The 17,340-nt window shown below is 38.7% G+C and carries 21 protein-coding genes; all 21 read right to left on the bottom strand.

Annotated features, from left to right (window positions below; translation table 11 throughout):
• Window positions 1–41: 41 nt before the first annotated feature.
• Window positions 42–632 carry a bis(5'-nucleosyl)-tetraphosphatase (symmetrical) YqeK gene (yqeK, locus tag IGJ52_RS11460; RefSeq protein WP_002356300.1) on the bottom strand — a complete coding sequence of 197 codons (591 nt, stop codon included), beginning with the start codon at window positions 630–632 and terminating at the stop codon, window positions 42–44.
• Complete coding sequence (locus IGJ52_RS11465; protein WP_002365150.1) at window positions 610–1,269, bottom strand: nicotinate-nucleotide adenylyltransferase; 660 nt, start codon at window positions 1,267–1,269, stop codon at window positions 610–612. Before IGJ52_RS11465 ends, yqeK begins: the two co-directional genes overlap by 23 nt.
• Window positions 1,270–1,286: 17 nt before the next feature.
• On the bottom strand, window positions 1,287–1,598 hold the full coding sequence (gene yhbY / locus IGJ52_RS11470) for a ribosome assembly RNA-binding protein YhbY (RefSeq protein ID WP_002376442.1): 312 nt from the start codon (window positions 1,596–1,598) through the stop codon (window positions 1,287–1,289).
• 23 nt (window positions 1,599–1,621) lie between these two features.
• Window positions 1,622–2,731, bottom strand: a complete 1,110-nt coding sequence (gene yqeH, locus IGJ52_RS11475) for a ribosome biogenesis GTPase YqeH (RefSeq protein ID WP_002381381.1) — start codon at window positions 2,729–2,731, stop codon at window positions 1,622–1,624.
• On the bottom strand, window positions 2,728–3,255 hold the full coding sequence (locus tag IGJ52_RS11480; protein WP_002356296.1) for a YqeG family HAD IIIA-type phosphatase: 528 nt from the start codon (window positions 3,253–3,255) through the stop codon (window positions 2,728–2,730). The genes yqeH and IGJ52_RS11480 overlap by 4 nt, the downstream gene beginning before the upstream one ends.
• A 221-nt stretch (window positions 3,256–3,476) precedes the next feature.
• Window positions 3,477–4,265 carry an acetyl-CoA carboxylase carboxyl transferase subunit alpha gene (locus IGJ52_RS11485; RefSeq protein ID WP_002362363.1) on the bottom strand — a complete coding sequence of 263 codons (789 nt, stop codon included), beginning with the start codon at window positions 4,263–4,265 and terminating at the stop codon, window positions 3,477–3,479.
• 1 nt (window position 4,266) lies between these two features.
• The gene (accD, locus tag IGJ52_RS11490) at window positions 4,267–5,133 is read right to left on the bottom strand and encodes an acetyl-CoA carboxylase, carboxyltransferase subunit beta (protein ID WP_101732262.1); all 867 of its coding nucleotides are present in this window, start codon (window positions 5,131–5,133) and stop codon (window positions 4,267–4,269) included.
• Window positions 5,134–5,227: 94 nt separating this feature from the next.
• On the bottom strand, window positions 5,228–6,598 hold the full coding sequence (locus IGJ52_RS11495; RefSeq protein ID WP_033600833.1) for an acetyl-CoA carboxylase biotin carboxylase subunit: 1,371 nt from the start codon (window positions 6,596–6,598) through the stop codon (window positions 5,228–5,230).
• A gap of 7 nt (window positions 6,599–6,605) precedes the next feature.
• On the bottom strand, window positions 6,606–7,031 hold the full coding sequence (gene fabZ, locus IGJ52_RS11500; RefSeq protein WP_002356286.1) for a 3-hydroxyacyl-ACP dehydratase FabZ: 426 nt from the start codon (window positions 7,029–7,031) through the stop codon (window positions 6,606–6,608).
• Window positions 7,032–7,034: 3 nt separating this feature from the next.
• Window positions 7,035–7,523, bottom strand: a complete 489-nt coding sequence (gene accB / locus IGJ52_RS11505; RefSeq protein ID WP_010816746.1) for an acetyl-CoA carboxylase biotin carboxyl carrier protein — start codon at window positions 7,521–7,523, stop codon at window positions 7,035–7,037.
• Between the two features lies 1 nt (window position 7,524).
• Window positions 7,525–8,760, bottom strand: a complete 1,236-nt coding sequence (fabF, locus tag IGJ52_RS11510) for a beta-ketoacyl-ACP synthase II (protein WP_208772175.1) — start codon at window positions 8,758–8,760, stop codon at window positions 7,525–7,527.
• A gap of 18 nt (window positions 8,761–8,778) precedes the next feature.
• Entirely contained in the window at window positions 8,779–9,516 is a 738-nt protein-coding gene (gene fabG / locus IGJ52_RS11515) for a 3-oxoacyl-[acyl-carrier-protein] reductase (protein WP_002356283.1), read from the bottom strand.
• Between the two features lie 3 nt (window positions 9,517–9,519).
• Window positions 9,520–10,449 carry an ACP S-malonyltransferase gene (fabD, locus tag IGJ52_RS11520; protein ID WP_208772173.1) on the bottom strand — a complete coding sequence of 310 codons (930 nt, stop codon included), beginning with the start codon at window positions 10,447–10,449 and terminating at the stop codon, window positions 9,520–9,522.
• A 32-nt stretch (window positions 10,450–10,481) separates the two neighbouring features.
• A complete protein-coding gene (fabK, locus tag IGJ52_RS11525) occupies window positions 10,482–11,438 on the bottom strand; it encodes an enoyl-[acyl-carrier-protein] reductase FabK (protein WP_438792121.1) in 957 nt (318 codons plus the stop codon).
• 136 nt (window positions 11,439–11,574) lie between these two features.
• Window positions 11,575–11,802, bottom strand: coding sequence for an acyl carrier protein (locus tag IGJ52_RS11530; RefSeq protein ID WP_002356278.1), 228 nt, complete (start codon window positions 11,800–11,802; stop codon window positions 11,575–11,577).
• Between the two features lie 52 nt (window positions 11,803–11,854).
• Entirely contained in the window at window positions 11,855–12,820 is a 966-nt protein-coding gene (locus IGJ52_RS11535; protein ID WP_002359378.1) for a beta-ketoacyl-ACP synthase III, read from the bottom strand.
• Window positions 12,821–12,835: 15 nt separating this feature from the next.
• Window positions 12,836–13,276: a fatty acid biosynthesis transcriptional regulator FabT gene (gene fabT, locus IGJ52_RS11540; protein ID WP_002362455.1), complete on the bottom strand. Its 441-nt coding sequence runs from the start codon at window positions 13,274–13,276 to the stop codon at window positions 12,836–12,838.
• A gap of 389 nt (window positions 13,277–13,665) precedes the next feature.
• Complete coding sequence (locus IGJ52_RS11545; RefSeq protein WP_002379802.1) at window positions 13,666–13,896, bottom strand: YkuJ family protein; 231 nt, start codon at window positions 13,894–13,896, stop codon at window positions 13,666–13,668.
• A gap of 100 nt (window positions 13,897–13,996) precedes the next feature.
• Window positions 13,997–14,887 carry an NAD(P)-dependent oxidoreductase gene (locus IGJ52_RS11550; RefSeq protein ID WP_002359377.1) on the bottom strand — a complete coding sequence of 297 codons (891 nt, stop codon included), beginning with the start codon at window positions 14,885–14,887 and terminating at the stop codon, window positions 13,997–13,999.
• 72 nt (window positions 14,888–14,959) lie between these two features.
• Window positions 14,960–16,183, bottom strand: coding sequence for a cell wall glycolipid biosynthesis glucosyltransferase BgsB (bgsB, locus tag IGJ52_RS11555; protein ID WP_002389260.1), 1,224 nt, complete (start codon window positions 16,181–16,183; stop codon window positions 14,960–14,962).
• A gap of 46 nt (window positions 16,184–16,229) precedes the next feature.
• Window positions 16,230–17,234: a cell wall glycolipid biosynthesis glucosyltransferase BgsA gene (gene bgsA / locus IGJ52_RS11560; RefSeq protein ID WP_002416427.1), complete on the bottom strand. Its 1,005-nt coding sequence runs from the start codon at window positions 17,232–17,234 to the stop codon at window positions 16,230–16,232.
• Window positions 17,235–17,340 lie beyond the last annotated feature (106 nt).

Consider the following 17,340-nt stretch of genomic DNA (forward strand, 5'->3'; position numbering starts at 1 on the left):
GGCTATCTATGATAGTTCCCTCCTAGTAATTCTTTCTTCTTTTATTTTTGATTAACGACCCATTGATTGTAGGTCTCTAACGTTTTTGGATAAATTTTATGTTCTTGTTCAATCAAATGTAACAAGGTATGTTTCGTTTCATAAGCAACCGCTGCATCTAAGTCAACAAGGGCAATTTCACGGGCTTCTTTCACACCTGGAAAATCACGTCCTGGTTCAATGTAATCTGCGACATAAATAATTTTATCTAGCAAGCTCATCTTAGCAGCCCCAGTTGTATGCACACGAATTGCCTGCAAGATTTCTTCGTCATCAATGGCTAATTCCCGTTGAACAATATCCGCCCCAACTAAGCCATGCCAAATTTCATTGCCATAGTTTAATAAAGCCAAATCAAAACCATCTCGGCGAATAATCAACTCGAATTCATCGTTTGGACGTTCTTTGGCGTAATCATGCGTCAAAGCAGCAATACTGGCTTTCGCTTCATCGGCACCATATTTCGCTGCCAAGGCCACAGCTGTTTCCTCGACTCCTAACACATGGCGAAAGCGACGTTCACTCATTTGCATTTGGACTTTTTGCATTAATAATTCACGTTGTGCAGCATCATAATTTGTTATCCAGCTCATCTTGATACAGTCCCTTCTCTTGAATATAGTTTATCACATTCTCTGGAAGAAGATAGCGTGTTGAGCAACCACTTTTGACTTTTTGTCTAATCAAAGTGGAACTAATCGCCATCTGCGGAACATCGACCCAAATAATTGGATAGGTAGATTCCGTTGGATAATTAGGACGCCGAATGCCGACAAATTGAACTAAATGGAGTAAGTCATCAATCCGATGCCATTTGGGCAAGTATTCCACCATATCTCCACCAATTATAAAATAATAATCAGTATCTGGATTGGCTTCTTTTAAGGCTTTCATTGTATCATACGTGTAACTTTTGCCTTTGCGAATTAATTCAATTGGCTCTATATCTAAGCAGGGATTATCAGCCACTGCTAGTTCTAACATCGCTAACCGATGTTCACTGCTAATTGTTTTCTTTTCGTCTACATGTGGTGGTAAGTACGTAGGCATTAAGTAAACTTTGTCCAAACCTAGTTGATTTTGAACTTGATCGGCCATGACAAGATGTGCTAAATGAACGGGATTAAAATTACCACCTAACAAGCCGACTTGCTTTCTTGTTTGAAAACGTAACGGTTCCTCTTGCAAGAGAACGTCCGCTCCTTGACGCGCTTGTCTTTTTTCTCCCATTGTTCATCCCTCCAATATTAAATCTCTTTGACTGCTGCTGAAATTTTTTGATATTTTTCTTTACTTGATGGCTTGAATAAGACCAGCACGCGACCAATAATTTGTACCACATCGCAATGAATGGCTGCTGTTAGTTCTTCTGCAACCTCTTCTGCTATTTCATCTGTATTTTGTAATAACGTAATTTTAATCAATTCACGTTTTTCCAACGCTTCGTCAATTTGTGTAATCATTGCGTCATTCAAACCACCTTTGCCTACTTGAAAAATAGGTTGTAAATGGTGTGCCTGACTACGTAAATAACGTTTTTGTTTTCCTCTAAGTTTCAAATTGTTTGCCTTCTCTCTAAAATTTAAATTAATGCTTTTCTACGTAAAACATCGACACCTTTAGGCGCCCAACCAGCGACTACACCAGGTTCTGTGACAGTAATCCAACCTAGACCAGCAAACACAATATCCGTTTTTTCTTTCACGGAAAATTCAAAGCGCACTAATTCAGGAAACTCAGCGACTTCATCGGCACGTGGAGGCTGCAATAAGCCACCAACATGTTTTTCATAAAAAGCATCGGCGGTTGCTGTTTTTGTTCGGTGTAAATTTAAGTCATTGGAAACGTAGGCAATGAAGGAACTTTTAGCACCTTGGACATAATCAAAGCGAGCCAAGCCACCTAAAAACAAGGTTTGTTCAGCATTTAATTGGTAAACTTTTGGTTTGATTTCTTTTTGCGGTGCAATAATTTTCAAGTCTTTTTTACCTAGGTAATGTGCCATTTGATGACGGTGAATAATTCCTGGCGTATCGATTAAGAAGTGGCCATCGTCTAATGGAATTTCAATTTTATCTAGCGTTGTTCCAGGAAATTGTGATGTCGTAATCACATCTTGAACACCCACTGTTTGTTGAATGATTTGATTGATTAATGTTGATTTTCCAACATTGGTCACACCTACGACATAAACGTCTCGGCCTTCACGATATTTTTCGATCGTATCTAATAACTCTTGCATTTCTTGTGGTTTCTTGCCACTTGTTAGTAAAACATCAACAGGGCGTAATCCTGCTTCATGGGCCCGTTCTCTCATCCATTGAACCATTTTAGGTTTTTTTAATGATTTAGGCAAAATATCCACTTTATTGCCAACTAACAACACAGGATTATCTCCGATAAAACGATGTAGTCCTGGAATAAGAGAGCCATTAAAGTCAAAAATATCCACTACGTTCACAATCAGTGCATCTTCTGTTCCTAAACCATTCAATAAACGTAAAAAGTCATCATCTGTTAATTGGACATCTTGAATGTCATTATAATGTCTTAAGCGAAAACAACGTTGGCAATAAACTTCCCCTGTTTCCATTCCTTTTTCGAAAGCTGTTTTTGGTGTATAGCCTAATTCATGAGGATTTTCCGTTTGGATAATCGCACCACAGCCAATACAATGAATTGCCTCTGTCATTCTAATCCGCCTCTCCATGTCATTTCTGGATGTTTTTTTGATAAGTATTTCATAATTTTCCGTTCAAAGAACCGATTGATTCTAGTATTCCAGCCATCTGTATCGACAATCGGTTGAACTAAAACATTGCGTATACCCGCTGCGTTAGCTCCCCGAATATCTGTCATAATCTGATCGCCGACCATTAACATTTCAGATGGCTTCAAGCCTAATTTTTTTTCTGCTAATTTGAAGCCACGTGCGGTTGGTTTCAAGGCACGTGCTACATAATCTAAGTCAAACTTTTCAACAACGCGTTTAATCCGGCTGTCTTTGTTGTTTGAAACAACGAGGACAGTAATTCCTGCATTTTTCATTTCTAATAACCAAGTTTTTAATTCTTCTGTTCCATCGGGATTATTCCAAGCAATTAACGTATTATCTAAGTCAGTTAGTACTGCCTTAATCCCCAGTTTTTTTAATTGTGCGGGGGTAATTTTATAAATCGCATCAATCATCCATGTCGGTTTATATTTTGAAAACATCGTGACTCCTCTCACTGACACTATGTAGTTTCTTCGATTTTAAGAGACTGAAACATAACTAAACAATTATGCTTCAGTCTCTACCTATTGTATTATACTGCATTTTACTGAAAATTTCTATAAAGGACGGTCGTTCCTTGTAAAAGAACAAGTAAAATAAAAGAAAAAATAAAAAAAGCCACCCATCAACCCCTGAAAAGTTCGTTGATGAGTAGTAACTTCTAATATTTGCGAAAACGTTGGTATCTTTTTTCTAGTAACGTTTCCGTATCTAATTTAGCTAATTCAGTTAATTTTGAAATGAACGCTTTTTGTAACATGCGATTAATTTTTGCTTGTTCCAGAGGCTGACCGTTCATAACTTCCGGAATTACTTTATCTACAATAGCTAATTCCTTCAGCTCTGTCGCTGTGATTTTCATCAATTCTGCTGCTTCTTTCGCACGACTGCCATCTTTCCACAAAATAGAGGCGAAACCTTCTGGCGAAAGAACCGCATAAATCGTGTGTTCCAACATCCAAACTTCATCTGCGACTGCTAACGCTAAAGCACCGCCACTGCCACCCTCACCAATGATGACTGAAATGATTGGCACTTTCAAATCAGACATTTCTAACAGGTTTTGCGCAATGGCTTCCCCTTCTCCCCGCTCTTCGGCACCAATCCCACAATAGGCACCAGCAGTGTTCACAAAGGTAATGACTGGGCGATTAAATTTTTCCGCTTGTTTCATTAAACGTAACGCTTTGCGATACCCTTCAGGATTAGGTGAACCAAAATTACGTTCAATATTTTCTGGTAGATTTCGACCTTTTTGGATACCTACCACTGTAACTGGTTTCCCTTGCAAAGTAGCAACACCACCGACTACAGCTAAATCATCGGCAAAGTAACGATCCCCATGAAATTCTAAAAAGTCCTCAAAAATTGCTTCTATATATTCTAAAGTTGTCAAACGATCTTGAGCTCTTGCCAAGGTAACAACATCATTGGCTGTTTTCTTTTCCATGTTAGCGCCACCCTTCCAAAGAATGTAAACGTAACAAGTCGCTCAATCGTTGACGCAAAAGATTTCTTGGCACAATCTGATCTACAAAACCATGTTCTAAAAGAAACTCGGCCTTTTGAAAATCATCTGGCAACTCTTGACGAATCGTTTGTTCAATTACACGGCGGCCAGCAAAACCGATTAAACTCTGAGGCTCTGCCAAAATAATATCGCCATCCATCGCAAAACTTGCGGTAACACCGCCAGTCGTTGGATCAGTCAATACCGTAAGATACAGCAAGCCTGCTTTGTTATGCCGTTGCAAAGCGGCCGAAATTTTCGCCATTTGCATCAATGAAAAAATTCCTTCTTGCATACGGGCACCACCAGATGCAGTAAAAATCACCACTGGTAAATGCTTTTCTGTCGCCCGCTCAAACAAGCGTGTGATTTTTTCACCAACAATCGTTCCCATACTGCCCATGATAAAATTAGCGTCCATGATTCCTATTGCAACAGCTTGTCCTTCGATTGTTGCTTCTCCCGTTAAGACAGCTTCATCTAGTCCAGTTTTTTCTTGCATTTTTTCAATTTTTTCAAGATAACCTGGAAAATTTAGTGGATCTTTTGTCACTAATTTACTGTCCCAATTGTGGAAACTTTTTTCATCAACGGTTATCGCTAATCGTTCCCATGCACCAATCCGAAAACTATAGCCGCAATGCGGACAGATTTTTTCTGCACCCATTTCTTTTGTATACAGTGTTCGCTTACAAGAAGGGCATTTTGCCCACATATTATCTGGAACAGAAGGCTTCTTTGATGCATCATTTGCATCAGCACGATTTGGATTAATGCGAATGTAATTTTTCTTTTTAAATAATGCCATTTGCTTACTCCTCGTATTTTAGCGGCAAGAGCTCAGCTCCTTTCAAAAGATCACTGATCTTTCCAAGCAAGAGAGCTCTTGCGGCGTTCTTTCTTTAATGATTGCTTTCTGGCTCCCAATTTGGTAGAAATGTTTCTTGTAAAAAGCTTGTGTCATAGTCACCTGTCAAAACATTGTCATGTGTAATTAAATCCAATTGGAATTCGGCATTCGTAATAATACCTTCTGTTACAATTTCATTTAAAGCCCTTTGCATTTTCATCAAGGCATCAAAACGATTTTCACCATGTACGATGACTTTCGCAATCATTGAATCATAATAAGGTGGAATTGAATACCCTGAATACATAGCGCTGTCTACACGCAAGCCCATTCCACCACTAGGCAACAAGAGATTTTGAATTTTACCTGGTGAAGGAGCAAAATTAAAGGCAGGATTTTCAGCGTTAATTCGGCACTCAATCGCATGCCCAGTCATGGTAACATCCTCTTGGGTATAGCCTAAAGGTTCACCTGAAGCAATTTCTAATTGTGCTTTGACTAAATCAATCCCTGTTACCATTTCCGTAACTGGATGTTCGACTTGGATGCGGGTATTCATTTCCATGAAATAAAAGGCGCCAGCTGGATCCATCAAAAATTCAATGGTTCCGGCATTTTCATAATGCACAGCTTGTGCCGCTCGAACGGCCGTTTCGCCTAACATCTGACGCTTTTCTTCAGAAATAGCAATCGATGGTGATTCTTCTAACACTTTTTGATTATTTCTTTGTAGTGAGCAATCACGTTCCCCTAAGTGAATCACATGCCCATATTGATCACCTAGAATTTGCACTTCGATATGACGTGCTGGATAAATAATTTTTTCTAAATACATATCATCATTACCAAATGCGGCTTTAGCTTCTTGCTGCGCTGAAGTAAAGTGTTTCGGTAACTCTTCTTTTGAAAGAACTTTTCGGATTCCTTTTCCGCCACCACCAGCAGCTGCCTTTAACATCACTGGGTAACCAATTTCTTCAGCAATCGTCAACGCTTCTTCGACAGAATCAATGACGCCATCACTCCCAGGAATAACAGGTACCTTGGCTTTTTGCATCAGTTGACGTGCGTTTATTTTATTGCCCATCGCATCAATCGTTTCTGCTTTAGGACCGATAAAAGTAATGTTGCATTCTTCGCACATTGAAGCAAATTGACTATTTTCAGATAAGAAACCAAACCCTGGATGAATCGCTTCAGCATTGGTAACAATCGCTGCACTTAAAACAGCTTGAACATTTAAATAAGAATCAGTTGCTTTCGCCGGTCCAATACAAATGGCTTCATCTGCTAACTGTGTGTGTAACGCTTCTTGATCCGCTTCAGAGTAAACAGCAACTGTTTGAACGCCTAATTCGCGACAGGCACGAATAATACGAACAGCGATTTCTCCGCGGTTTGCGATTAATACTTTCGAAAACATTTTTCACCTATCCAATCATAAAGGTTAATTCAGCCTCGGCAACTTTTTTTCCATTAACTTTTGCCACACCTTTACCCATTCCAGCAGAAGCGCGGACTTTTAAAAGTTCAACCTCTAAAATTAATGTGTCGCCTGGTGTTACCTTTTGTCTAAATTTTGCTTTATCTAATCCACCAAAGTATGCCGTTTTCCCTTTGAATTCAGGCATTGAAAGTAATGCCACGGCGCCTGCTTGAGCCAACGATTCAATAATTAAAACTCCTGGCAAAACAGGATTCCCAGGAAAATGACCTTGAAAAACTTGCTCATTAACCGTTACATTCTTTTTCGCTACAACGCGTTCCCCGGGAATGACTTCTTCAACACTATCTAATAATAAAAAGGGATAGCGATGTGGTAAAATTTCTTGAATTTCTGTAATTGTTAATTTCATGTTTTATTCTCCTTTAGCAACTCGGAATAGCGGCTGACCAAATTCAACCACATCTTCATTGTTGACTAATATTTCAGTAATCACACCGTCAACTGTCGCCGTAATTTCATTCATTAATTTCATCGCTTCAACGATACACACAACGTCACCCGTTTTAACAGTGTCTCCTACTTTGACAAAGTTTTCTTTATCTGGTGCTGGTTGTAAATAAACGATTCCTACAATGGGTGACGGAATTTCTTCTGTCTTTTCATTGGCTGTCGGTGTATTGGTTGGCGTTTCTTCAGCTACAGAAACTGTTTCAATAGGCACTGAAACTCCACTAGCGGCTACTGATGTTTCTTGTGGTTGCGCCATTGGTTCTACGGCACTTCGCCCAGAAGCTGTATTTTTATTCATATATAATTCAAACGAGCCTTCTCGTAAATCAAATTCGGTTAAAGTTGATTGATCAAATTGTGTTAATAGTGCTTTTACTTCTTCTAACTGCATGTTAATCCTCCCAGCGTTTTAAGCAAATAACTGCATTGTGGCCACCAAAGCCTAGCGAGTTACTTAAAGCATAATCAAATTTATGCTCTTTGCTTTCGTTTAAAACAACGTTCACCGTAATTGCTTCATCTTGATTTTCCACATTAATGGTTGGCGGAATAAATTGATGTTGTAAAGCATTTAGGGTAGCAATTCCTTCAATCCCACCAGCGGCGCCTAAGAGATGTCCCGTCATACTCTTCGTACTACTTACATACGCCGTTTTTGCGGCATTACCTAAAGCCAATTCAATAGCTTTAGATTCTGCACTGTCATTAGCTTGTGTGCTTGTTCCATGGGCGTTAATATAGCCAATTTTTTCTGGAGAAATCCCAGCTTCTTCCATTGCTAGTACCATGGCTTTCGCTGCGCCGCTCCCATCTGGTGTTGGTGATGTCATATGATAGGCATCGCAATTAGCACCATAGCCAACCACTTCACCTAAAATAGTTGCGCCTCGTTCTAGAGCATGATCTAATGATTCTAAAATAAAGACACCCGCACCTTCTCCCATCACAAATCCACTACGTTCTTTATCAAAGGGAATTGAGGCTTTTTCTGGGTCAGTCGCCTTTGTTAAAGCGGTCAAGGAAGCAAATCCTGAAATACCGATTTCTGTAATAGGCGCTTCTGCTCCACCGGCAATAACGACATCGGAGTAGCCATGTTTGATATTGCGGAACGCTTCCCCAATTGAATGAGTTGCGCTAGCACAAGCCGTCACTGTTGACGTACAAATTCCTTTGGCACCAACACGTAAAGCAATATTTCCCGCCACCATGTTTCCAATCGCCATTGGAATAAATAACGGTGCCACACGTTCAGGTCCTTTGTCGTGCATCCGAATTACTTGATTTTGAATTGTTTCCAAACCACCAATCCCGGAACCCACCATAACGCCAAACCGATCCACATCTAGTTGACTGGTATCCAAGCCACTCATAGCCATTGCTTCTAAGGCCGCATAAATGCCAAATAACGAAAACTTATCCATGCGTTTGCCATCTTTTTTAACAAAATATTTTTCCATTGGAAAGTCTTTCACTTCAGCTGCTAAGGTGACACCTGTTTCACTAACATCAAATTTACTAATCGGTCCGATACCATTTTTCCCTGTTTTCAAACTTTCTAAAAAAGTCTCAGGTTCATTGCCAATCGGCGAGGTGACACCGTAACCAGTAATAACTACTCGATTCATCCTTTTGACTCCTTTCGTTTATCCGTGCATGACTAAGCCGCCATCAACATTCACGACTTGCCCAGTAATATAGGGACTTTTAGCTAAGAAAATCGCTGTAGCTGCGACATCTTCGACTTGCCCAAACGTTTGTAAGGGAATTTGCGCATTCATTTGTGTTTTAACTTTTTCCGATAAAACATCCGTCATTTCTGTTTGGATAAACCCTGGTGCAATCGCATTGCAGGTAATACCGCGCGGCGCAACTTCTCGTGCCACCGATTTAGTAAAACCAACGACACCTGCTTTACTCGCAGCGTAGTTTGCTTGACCAACATTTCCCATTAAACCAGAAACGCTAGCCATATTAATAATCCGACCACTTCGTTGTTTCATCATACGTTTAACCGCTTGTTGGGTCATGTTAAAAGTTCCTACCAAGTTAATATCTAAACAGGCATTAAAATCCTCTTTTGTCATTCGTAATAATAATTTATCATTCGTAATCCCAGCGTTATTCACCAGAATATCAATCGAGCCTAATTGGTCAACGGTTGCTTGAATCATCTCACCTGCTGCATCAAAATCGGAAATATCTCCAGAAAGGCCAATACATTTTACCCCAAAGGCTTCAATTTCTTGTCGTTGTTCTGGCGTAATCTCACTCCGACCGTTTAAAACAATATTGGCGCCCTCTTTCGCAAAAGCCAACGCAACTGCTTTGCCAATCCCACGAGTGCTTCCAGTAATAAATACGTTTTTTCCTGTTAATTCCATTTTTTACCTCCCAGTAAGTGCTGTTAACGTTTCTGTTAATGTTGCAACATCTTCCACACGGTGCATTTCAATTGTTTTGTCAATTTTTTTAACAAAACCAGTTAATGTTTTCCCTGGACCAACTTCAATCATCGTTCCTACGTTCATAGCCTTCATCGTTTCGATACTGTCTTCAAAACGTACCGCAGACATGACTTGCTTTTCCAATAACGCTTGAATTGCCTCTTGGGGCATAATTTCGGCAGTCGTATTACTAATGACAGGAATTTGCATCGTTTGAAAGTTCAATTTTGCTAAATCCTGAGCCAACTTTTTTGATGCTGGTTGTAACAGTGCCGTATGGAAAGGACCACTCACATTTAACGGAATCATTCGCTTCACACCAGCTTCTTTGAGAAGTGTCATCGCTTGATCAACAGCAGCAACCTCACCACCAATCACGATTTGTTGTGGTGTATTATAATTTGCTGGAGCCACAATTCCGAAATCACTGGCTTCTTGACAGGCTTTTTCAATTACTTCACGCTCAGCATTCATGACAGCAACCATTTTGCCAGTTCCTTGTGGTGCTGCGTCTGTCATGTACTGACCGCGCTTTTGGACCAAGGCCACTGCTTCTGAAAAGCGCAAAGCCCCGCTGGCAACCAAAGCACTATATTCCCCTAAGCTTAAACCCGCTACGACATCAGGCGTTAGTCCTTTTTGTTGCAAAAGACGGTAAAATGCGACACTGACTGTCAAAATAGCAGGTTGCGTATATTCTGTTTCATTTAAACGTTCATTTTCAGTAAAACAAAGTTCTGCCATCTCATAACCTAAGATATGACTTGCTTCATCGAAGGTTTCCCGAACAATCGCTTCTTGGTGATATAATTCTTCACCCATCCCTTGATACTGGGCTCCTTGTCCACTAAATAAAATCGCTGTTTTCATACGACACCTCATTTTTTGTTAAAATTATCCACTTAGCCCCAACGCTGATTCATCTTATGTACAATCGCTTTGCATTCAGACATGAGTGAATCAATGATTTCTTGGGCTGTTTCTTCTTTTTTTATTAACCCGGCAATTTGTCCCGCCATGACGGTACCGTAATCCATATCCCCGTCAACGACAGCTTTGCGCAAAGCGCCCTGACCAATTTTTTCAAACATTTCTAAATCAGGCACTTCTTTTTGGAGTTCTTGCTTTTCTAATTGATTATATTGAGCGGTTAATTTATTTTTTAAAGTACGCACTGGATGGCCAAAATGTTGACAGGTAATTACTGCATCTAAATCACGTGCCTTTAAAACTTTCTGTTTATAATCTGGATGAACGTTGCATTCTTTGGCAATTAAAAAACGTGTACCTAACTGGACTGCTTCAGCACCTAACATAAAGGCAGCAGCCATACCACGACCATCACCAATCCCACCTGCTGCAATCACAGGAATTGACACGGCGTCAACGATTTGCGGTAAGCCACTCATAGTGGTTAATTTGCCAATATGTCCACCAGCTTCCATTCCTTCAAAAATGACAGCATCGGCACCAATTTTTTCCATTCTTTTTGCTAAAGCAACAGAAGGAACTACTGGGATTACTTTAATGTTATGTTCTTTAAAACGAGCCATGTATTTGGCTGGATTGCCCGCACCTGTCGTTACGACAGGAACCTGTTCTTCACAAACCAAATCGACAATTTCATCGGCAAAAGGTGAAAGTAACATGATATTGACACCAAAGGGTTGTTCCGTTAATTCTTTAACTTTTTTAATTTCTTTTTTTACGACTTCTTTTGGGGCATTGCCGCCAGCAATAATCCCTAATCCACCAGCGTTTGACACGGCACTTGCTAATGAAGCATCGGCTACCCAAGCCATACCGCCTTGAAAAATGGGATAATTAATTCCAAGCAACTCACATAACTGTTGATTCATTGATTTTATACGTCCTTTAGTTCTAAGATAAGTACACTTCATTCAAGTAAAAAAGGATTTTTCCAGCTTATTTACTTGTTTTTTTAGGGACTGGGTCATTTAGCAATTAAATGTCCCAGCCCCCTATTTTCATGTATTAGTTTGCTTGTTGTTTTTCTACATATGTTACTAAATCTTGAACGGTTTGGATGCCATCTTCTGTTTCGATTTTCACATCAAATTCATCTTCGATTTCGTTAATGATTTGGAATAAATCTAAGCTATCCGCGTCTAATTCTTCTTGGATGTTTGTAGTTAATTGTACCTCTTCAGCATCTTTTCCTAATTCTTCTACGATAATTGCTTGAATTTTTTCAAATACCATGTGTATATTCCTCCAAAATAGTCATTTTCTTCATTTATATGTGAACAGTTTTTTACAGCGTTAGGAGCAGTGAGCCCCATGTTAAGCCGCCGCCAAATCCTGTTAGCACCACGCGTTGTTGGGAACCTAAAATTAAGGTCCCATTTTCAACTGCTTCATCCAACAAGATGGGAATGCTAGCAGCTGAGGTATTGCCATATTTATCCATATTCGTTAAAAACTTCTCGCGGGAAATCTTCGTCTTACGTGCAATTTTATCGATAATGCGCACATTTGCTTGATGTAGTAGAAGATAATCCACGGTTTCGTCCGTCACGAGGGATAAAATATTTTGTGAAACATCTTTAATCGCAAAATCAAAAATACTACGTCCTTCCATCTGTAGCGTCTTACTAGCCTGCTCATGCCCCTGATAAAAAGGACTTTCGTTGATCGTGTAGCCTGACGTTAAAGCCGCCCAGCGTTGCCCGTCTGCTTGTAATTTTTCATTTAGAAAATGCGGTGTCTCAGCCGCTTCAATCAAGACGCCGGCAGCCCCATCACCGAAAAGCACCGCTGTGGAGCGATCGGTCCAATCCAACATTTTGGAAAATGTTTCGCCACCAATTACTAGACCTGTTTGATAACGACCACTTAGGACTAGTTTTTCTGCCATGCTTAAGGCATAGACAAAACCAGAACACGCTGCACTGATGTCAAAAGCAAAGGCCTCAGTGGCGCCAATTGCGCCTTGCACTTGGCAAGCAACAGAAGGCATATTGAAATCTGGTGTCACTGTTGCAACTAAAATAAAGTCAATCTCACTTGCTTGCTTTCCAGATTTTTCCAATAACTGTTTTGCGACTTGATGACATAAATCAGACGTATTTTCTTGCGTAACGATACGACGTTCACTAATGCCTGTTCGCGAATGTATCCATTCATCAGAGGTATCCATCATTTCACTCAGTTGGTGATTCGTGACACAATTCTCTGGAACATAACGGCTTGTACAACTAATTCGTGCATAATTCTTCATGAGGATCCTCACTTTTTATTTGTATTCTTGCAAGAAATCATGAAGATTTTTTAGTGCTCTTAACAGCGCTTGTTCTTCTTCTTGCTCCATGCCTTTCAAAATGTTTTTAACCATTTCACGATGAAAATGCTGATGGACTCTAAAAAGTAATTTTCCCTTTTTGGTTAAGCCAAGCTTTACTACACGTCGATCATCTTCACTACGCAAACGTTCAACATAGCCTTTTTTAACTAAGTTGTTAATCGCTACAGTAAGTGTTCCAACGGTAATTGACAGTTCCTTGGCTACTTCTGAAGACGTTTTTTTCTTGTACATACCAATTGCTTCGATTGTGTGCATCTCCGTAATGGATAAATCATTAAATTGTGATTTTTTCAATTCAGATTCTTCAATCGTTAAGATGTCATTAAAGACACTGACTAAGTAATCGTTGACTGTTTCTAAATTAGGTTCCATTCTGTGCACCATCCATATACTTTGATTATCAAAACATTTGATGTTCAAACTATATCGTAAATAAGCAAAGAATGCAAGAGAATTTTCTATATTTTTAATGAAATATTCTTCAAACATTTCAAAAAAGGCGCATTTTCAAGGGACGAGGCTTTTAAAAAAAGGATCAATTACTTTGATACCCAAACTATTTTCACAGAAAAAGGAAAGAAGTGCAACTAAAAAGCATCACTGGCACTCCCCTGATTGAGAAGTGCCAGTGATTTTTGTTATATAATTCTTAAACTCCCACTAAGCTATTGCTACAACTTGACTGGATAATACGAGAAGAGAGTGAACCAGAAGCTTTGGTGCTTCTACTCCACTCCCTTATTAAAATGTAGGACGATTAATTATTGAATTAAGTCGTAAATTTCCATTGCTACAATATCGATGTTATCGAATTGATAGCTTTGGTGCGTATCAGATTCTGTTAATTCAAATGTTTCTGTTGATTTATCAAAACTTACAATACATTTCTCTACGCCTTCACGTTCAAAGCGGCGTACTTGTACTTCATTATCTGCTGCTTCGATCATTGCTTCCAGTCTCTTAATAATCGCCACAAGTTGTGAATGTTTCATCAGTGGGCCTCCTTTTGCAAACTAGTTCTGTACCATTGTAACAAAACATTGCCTAACTTGCATGATTTTTCGTCATTTTTTTTGATTTTTTTGTTGTTCTTTAATTTTTATTCGTTGGTTGCTTGCCATCTGTCCACCAAAGCTTAATTAAGGCCTGTGTGCCATCATTTTCAAACCCTTTATCTGCAAGGCTTTCATATAATTCTGTCGCTTTTTGCGTCGCTGGTAATGGAAGGTCAAGTTTTTTTGCTTCATCTAACGCAATCTTTAAATCTTTGATAAAATGTTTAACAAAAAAGCCTGGCGTATAATCTTCTTTTAAAATACGTGGTCCATAATTACTTAATGACCAGTTTGCAGCACTGCCACCACCGACTGTTTCCAGAACTTTTTCTAAAGTTAATCCTGTCGCATTTGCGTAAACGAGCATTTCAGTCAAACCGGTCATTGTGCCTGCAATCATTAACTGATTCGCCATCTTAGTGTGTTGCCCTTTTCCAGCTGAGCCATGTAGCATAAATGTTTTACCAAATGTTTTGAAAATTGGTAAGACGGTCTCATAACTTTCTTGATCGCCACCAACCATAATTGTTAAAGTACCATTTTTAGCACCTAAGTCACCACCAGAAACTGGCGCATCCAACGCATGAGCACCCACTTCTGCTGCTTTTTTGGCAATCTTTTCAGCCAAGGTGGGCGTACTTGTGGTTAAATCTACTACTATTTTACCTGTAAGATCTGCTTGAAAAATCCCTGTTTCATTAAAATACACGCCTTCAACATCTGAAGGAAAGCCAACCATTGTAAAAATGATATCGCTGGCTTCCGCAATTGCTTTTGGCGTATCATACCAAACTGCTCCTTCAGCAACTAAATCATCTGTTTTACTTTTTGTTCGATTATAAACATTGACAGATAAATTGTTTTTCATCATATTACGAATAATTGATTTCCCCATGACACCCGTTCCAATAAAGCCGATTTTAGACATAGTAGCTTCCTCCGTTCTTAAAATAAAAAACTTTCCTCCTTCAGTATAAACGAAGGAGGAAAGTTTTGCAGTTTATTTTCTTAAAGATGTAAATTTTACTTTAATTTTTTTTATTGAGTCCGCATTTTCTTTTTCCATTTGAAGTTGATCAAAGTAAATCAATGTATCTTGATAAAATTCAATCATTTTATTGCCAAAGTTTGTAGAAGAAATTTCAAATAATTTTTCATCTAAAATAGTTTGGTCCATTTTAATATTTGCTTGTATATAGTCAATCAATGTTGGGGCAAAATCACTGTCTGTCTTAAAAGTTTTGCCTAAGCTTTCATGATCAAATAAATTATTTAAATAGGCGTTCCCTTCTGCAACACATTGAACGCCAGCAGCCATCGCTTCTGTATAAGTTAAGCCTTGTGTTTCCGACGTTGAGGCGCTGACAAAATAGTCAGCAGCTTTATAATAAATGGCGACTTCTTCATTTGGCACTTCACCCGTAAATTGAACGTATTCACTGACTTCTAGTTCTTCTGCTAATTCTTTTAAATCCTCTAGATAGGGACCATTTCCAACTATTACTAAACGAGTTTGTGGTAATTTTTCAATAATTTGTGGTAACCCTTGAATAATTGCTTGAATATTTTTTTCATAAGAAATTCGACTTAACGATAACAACATAATCTGTTGCTCTTCAATACCTAGTTGTTGACGCATTCCAGCGATCATTTCCTCAGTAATATCGGGACGTAAAAACTTATCAATTTCGATCCCTGTTGGAATAATTCTCATTGGTGCGGTCACTCCATAATCCCGTAATTTTTCTATTACACGTTCACTGGGACAAACAACACCTGTCGTATGATTTGTAAACACTCTTGAAAAGAATTTAACATGTGATGGACGGACAACTTTTCCTTTAGCAATATAATGTAAGTAATCTTCATACATCGTATGATACGTATGGATGACAGGAATTTTCATTTTTTTCCCAACCATTTTCCCTAAAATACCCGCACCAAATTCAGTATGTGTATGAATTAAATCTAATTCCAATTCTTTGGCAATTAAATAGGCGTACCACATGCCGCGAACCACTACTCGGCGATCTTTAAAAGATACGAATGGCACACTAGGCATTCGTATGACATCTTCTTCAAAATCAGTCGCGTTAGGATCGGTTGTCGTAAAAATATACACTTCATGGCCGTGCTTTTCTAATTCATCTTTTAAGGTCTTAATAGAAGTCGCTACCCCACTCACTTGCGGGAAATACGTATCAGTAAAAAAACCAATTTTCACTCTCATTACCTCCATTTCATCTAACAATAACTGTCTTCAATATTTGTTAAGATAAGACTGTTTCGTAGACTTCTTTTAACTCGTAACCAATTTGCTTGATACTTCTTTGCTCTGCTACTTGATAGCCTGCTTGTCTAGTGCTAGGTATTTTCCCTTCTAATAAGCCTTCAATATATTTTTTAAATTCTTCAATAGAATGACCCATATAACAATTTTCATTAGCCACTAGCCAGCCTTGATAAACTGGAATATCACGCACTAAAACTTGTTGCTGACTAGCTAATGCTTCTAAAACAACAATTCCTTCCGTTTCTTCACGCGAAGGGAAAAAGAAGAGATTCGCTGCCGCATACGCCCCTTCGATGACATCTCCTTTAATATAACCTGGGAAAATAACATTTTCTGGATGATCTTCTTTAACTAATTGTCGGATATTTTTAGGGATAGAATACATTGGTGTATCACCAAACCAGATAAATTGATACTCTGGTAACTGTCGTGCAACTTCAATAAAATCAGTGATTCCTTTGCGTTCAAAAAATAATCCCACACAAATAATTACTTTTTTCTCTTCATCTATTTTAAAATATTCTCGGAATTTTTGTTCCTTTTCTTCTGAAGGATAAAAACGTGATAAATCAATACCATTTGAGATCGCCGAAATAGGCACTTTAATGCCATAACCTTCCAGCAATGTTTTAGAATACGGTGTTGGTGTAATTAAATGATCCGCTTTGGAATACAAACTGATAAGATATTTTTTTACTAATGGTGCTAGTTGATTAGACCCAATAAAGGAATTACGAAAGTCTTCTTCTGTCGAATGGGCATGATAAATAACCTTTTTTCCTAGTTTGCGTGCTTTTCTGACCATACGATGGCTATTTATGCCATATGTATTAATATGCAATATATCATAGTCACTGCAATCAGCATCTAATGTATATTCTATTCCAACTTCAGAGAGCGCTCGTTTCTGGTGATCTAATGCTCGACCAATGCCTGATTTAGCTAAGATTTTCTCACCTTCAAAATATAACAATATTTTCAAACCCGCTCCTCCTTTTCTGCTTTACTAACTATAATAAACACATTATACCATAGCTAAAATTTGATGTATTCATTCTTCGGTAGGATCCTTTTAATCTTATAAATGT

Source organism: Enterococcus sp. DIV1758, from assembly GCF_051711985.1.
Taxonomy (GTDB): Bacteria; Bacillota; Bacilli; order Lactobacillales; family Enterococcaceae; genus Enterococcus; species Enterococcus faecalis.

Bases quoted from the DNA above. Each gene is read 5' to 3' on its own strand.
- fabD (WP_208772173.1), bottom strand. From the start codon at position 10,449: ATGAAAACAGCGATTTTATTTAGTGGACAAGGAGCCCAGTATCAAGGG.
- fabG (WP_002356283.1), bottom strand. From the start codon at position 9,516: ATGGAATTAACAGGAAAAAACGTATTTATTACTGGAAGCACTCGTGGG.
- IGJ52_RS11535 (WP_002359378.1), bottom strand. From the start codon at position 12,820: ATGAAGAATTATGCACGAATTAGTTGTACAAGCCGTTATGTTCCAGAG.
- fabF (WP_208772175.1), bottom strand. From the start codon at position 8,760: ATGAATCGAGTAGTTATTACTGGTTACGGTGTCACCTCGCCGATTGGC.
- fabK (WP_438792121.1), bottom strand. From the start codon at position 11,438: ATGAATCAACAGTTATGTGAGTTGCTTGGAATTAATTATCCCATTTTT.
- fabT (WP_002362455.1), bottom strand. From the start codon at position 13,276: ATGGAACCTAATTTAGAAACAGTCAACGATTACTTAGTCAGTGTCTTT.
- IGJ52_RS11495 (WP_033600833.1), bottom strand. From the start codon at position 6,598: ATGTTTTCGAAAGTATTAATCGCAAACCGCGGAGAAATCGCTGTTCGT.
- IGJ52_RS11550 (WP_002359377.1), bottom strand. From the start codon at position 14,887: ATGTCTAAAATCGGCTTTATTGGAACGGGTGTCATGGGGAAATCAATT.
- accB (WP_010816746.1), bottom strand. From the start codon at position 7,523: ATGCAGTTAGAAGAAGTAAAAGCACTATTAACACAATTTGATCAATCA.
- IGJ52_RS11485 (WP_002362363.1), bottom strand. From the start codon at position 4,265: ATGGAAAAGAAAACAGCCAATGATGTTGTTACCTTGGCAAGAGCTCAA.
- IGJ52_RS11530 (WP_002356278.1), bottom strand. From the start codon at position 11,802: ATGGTATTTGAAAAAATTCAAGCAATTATCGTAGAAGAATTAGGAAAA.
- accD (WP_101732262.1), bottom strand. From the start codon at position 5,133: ATGGCATTATTTAAAAAGAAAAATTACATTCGCATTAATCCAAATCGT.
- IGJ52_RS11545 (WP_002379802.1), bottom strand. From the start codon at position 13,896: ATGAAACATTCACAACTTGTGGCGATTATTAAGAGACTGGAAGCAATG.
- yqeK (WP_002356300.1), bottom strand. From the start codon at position 632: ATGAGCTGGATAACAAATTATGATGCTGCACAACGTGAATTATTAATG.
- IGJ52_RS11480 (WP_002356296.1), bottom strand. From the start codon at position 3,255: ATGTTTTCAAAATATAAACCGACATGGATGATTGATGCGATTTATAAA.
- yqeH (WP_002381381.1), bottom strand. From the start codon at position 2,731: ATGACAGAGGCAATTCATTGTATTGGCTGTGGTGCGATTATCCAAACG.
- fabZ (WP_002356286.1), bottom strand. From the start codon at position 7,031: ATGAAATTAACAATTACAGAAATTCAAGAAATTTTACCACATCGCTAT.
- IGJ52_RS11465 (WP_002365150.1), bottom strand. From the start codon at position 1,269: ATGGGAGAAAAAAGACAAGCGCGTCAAGGAGCGGACGTTCTCTTGCAA.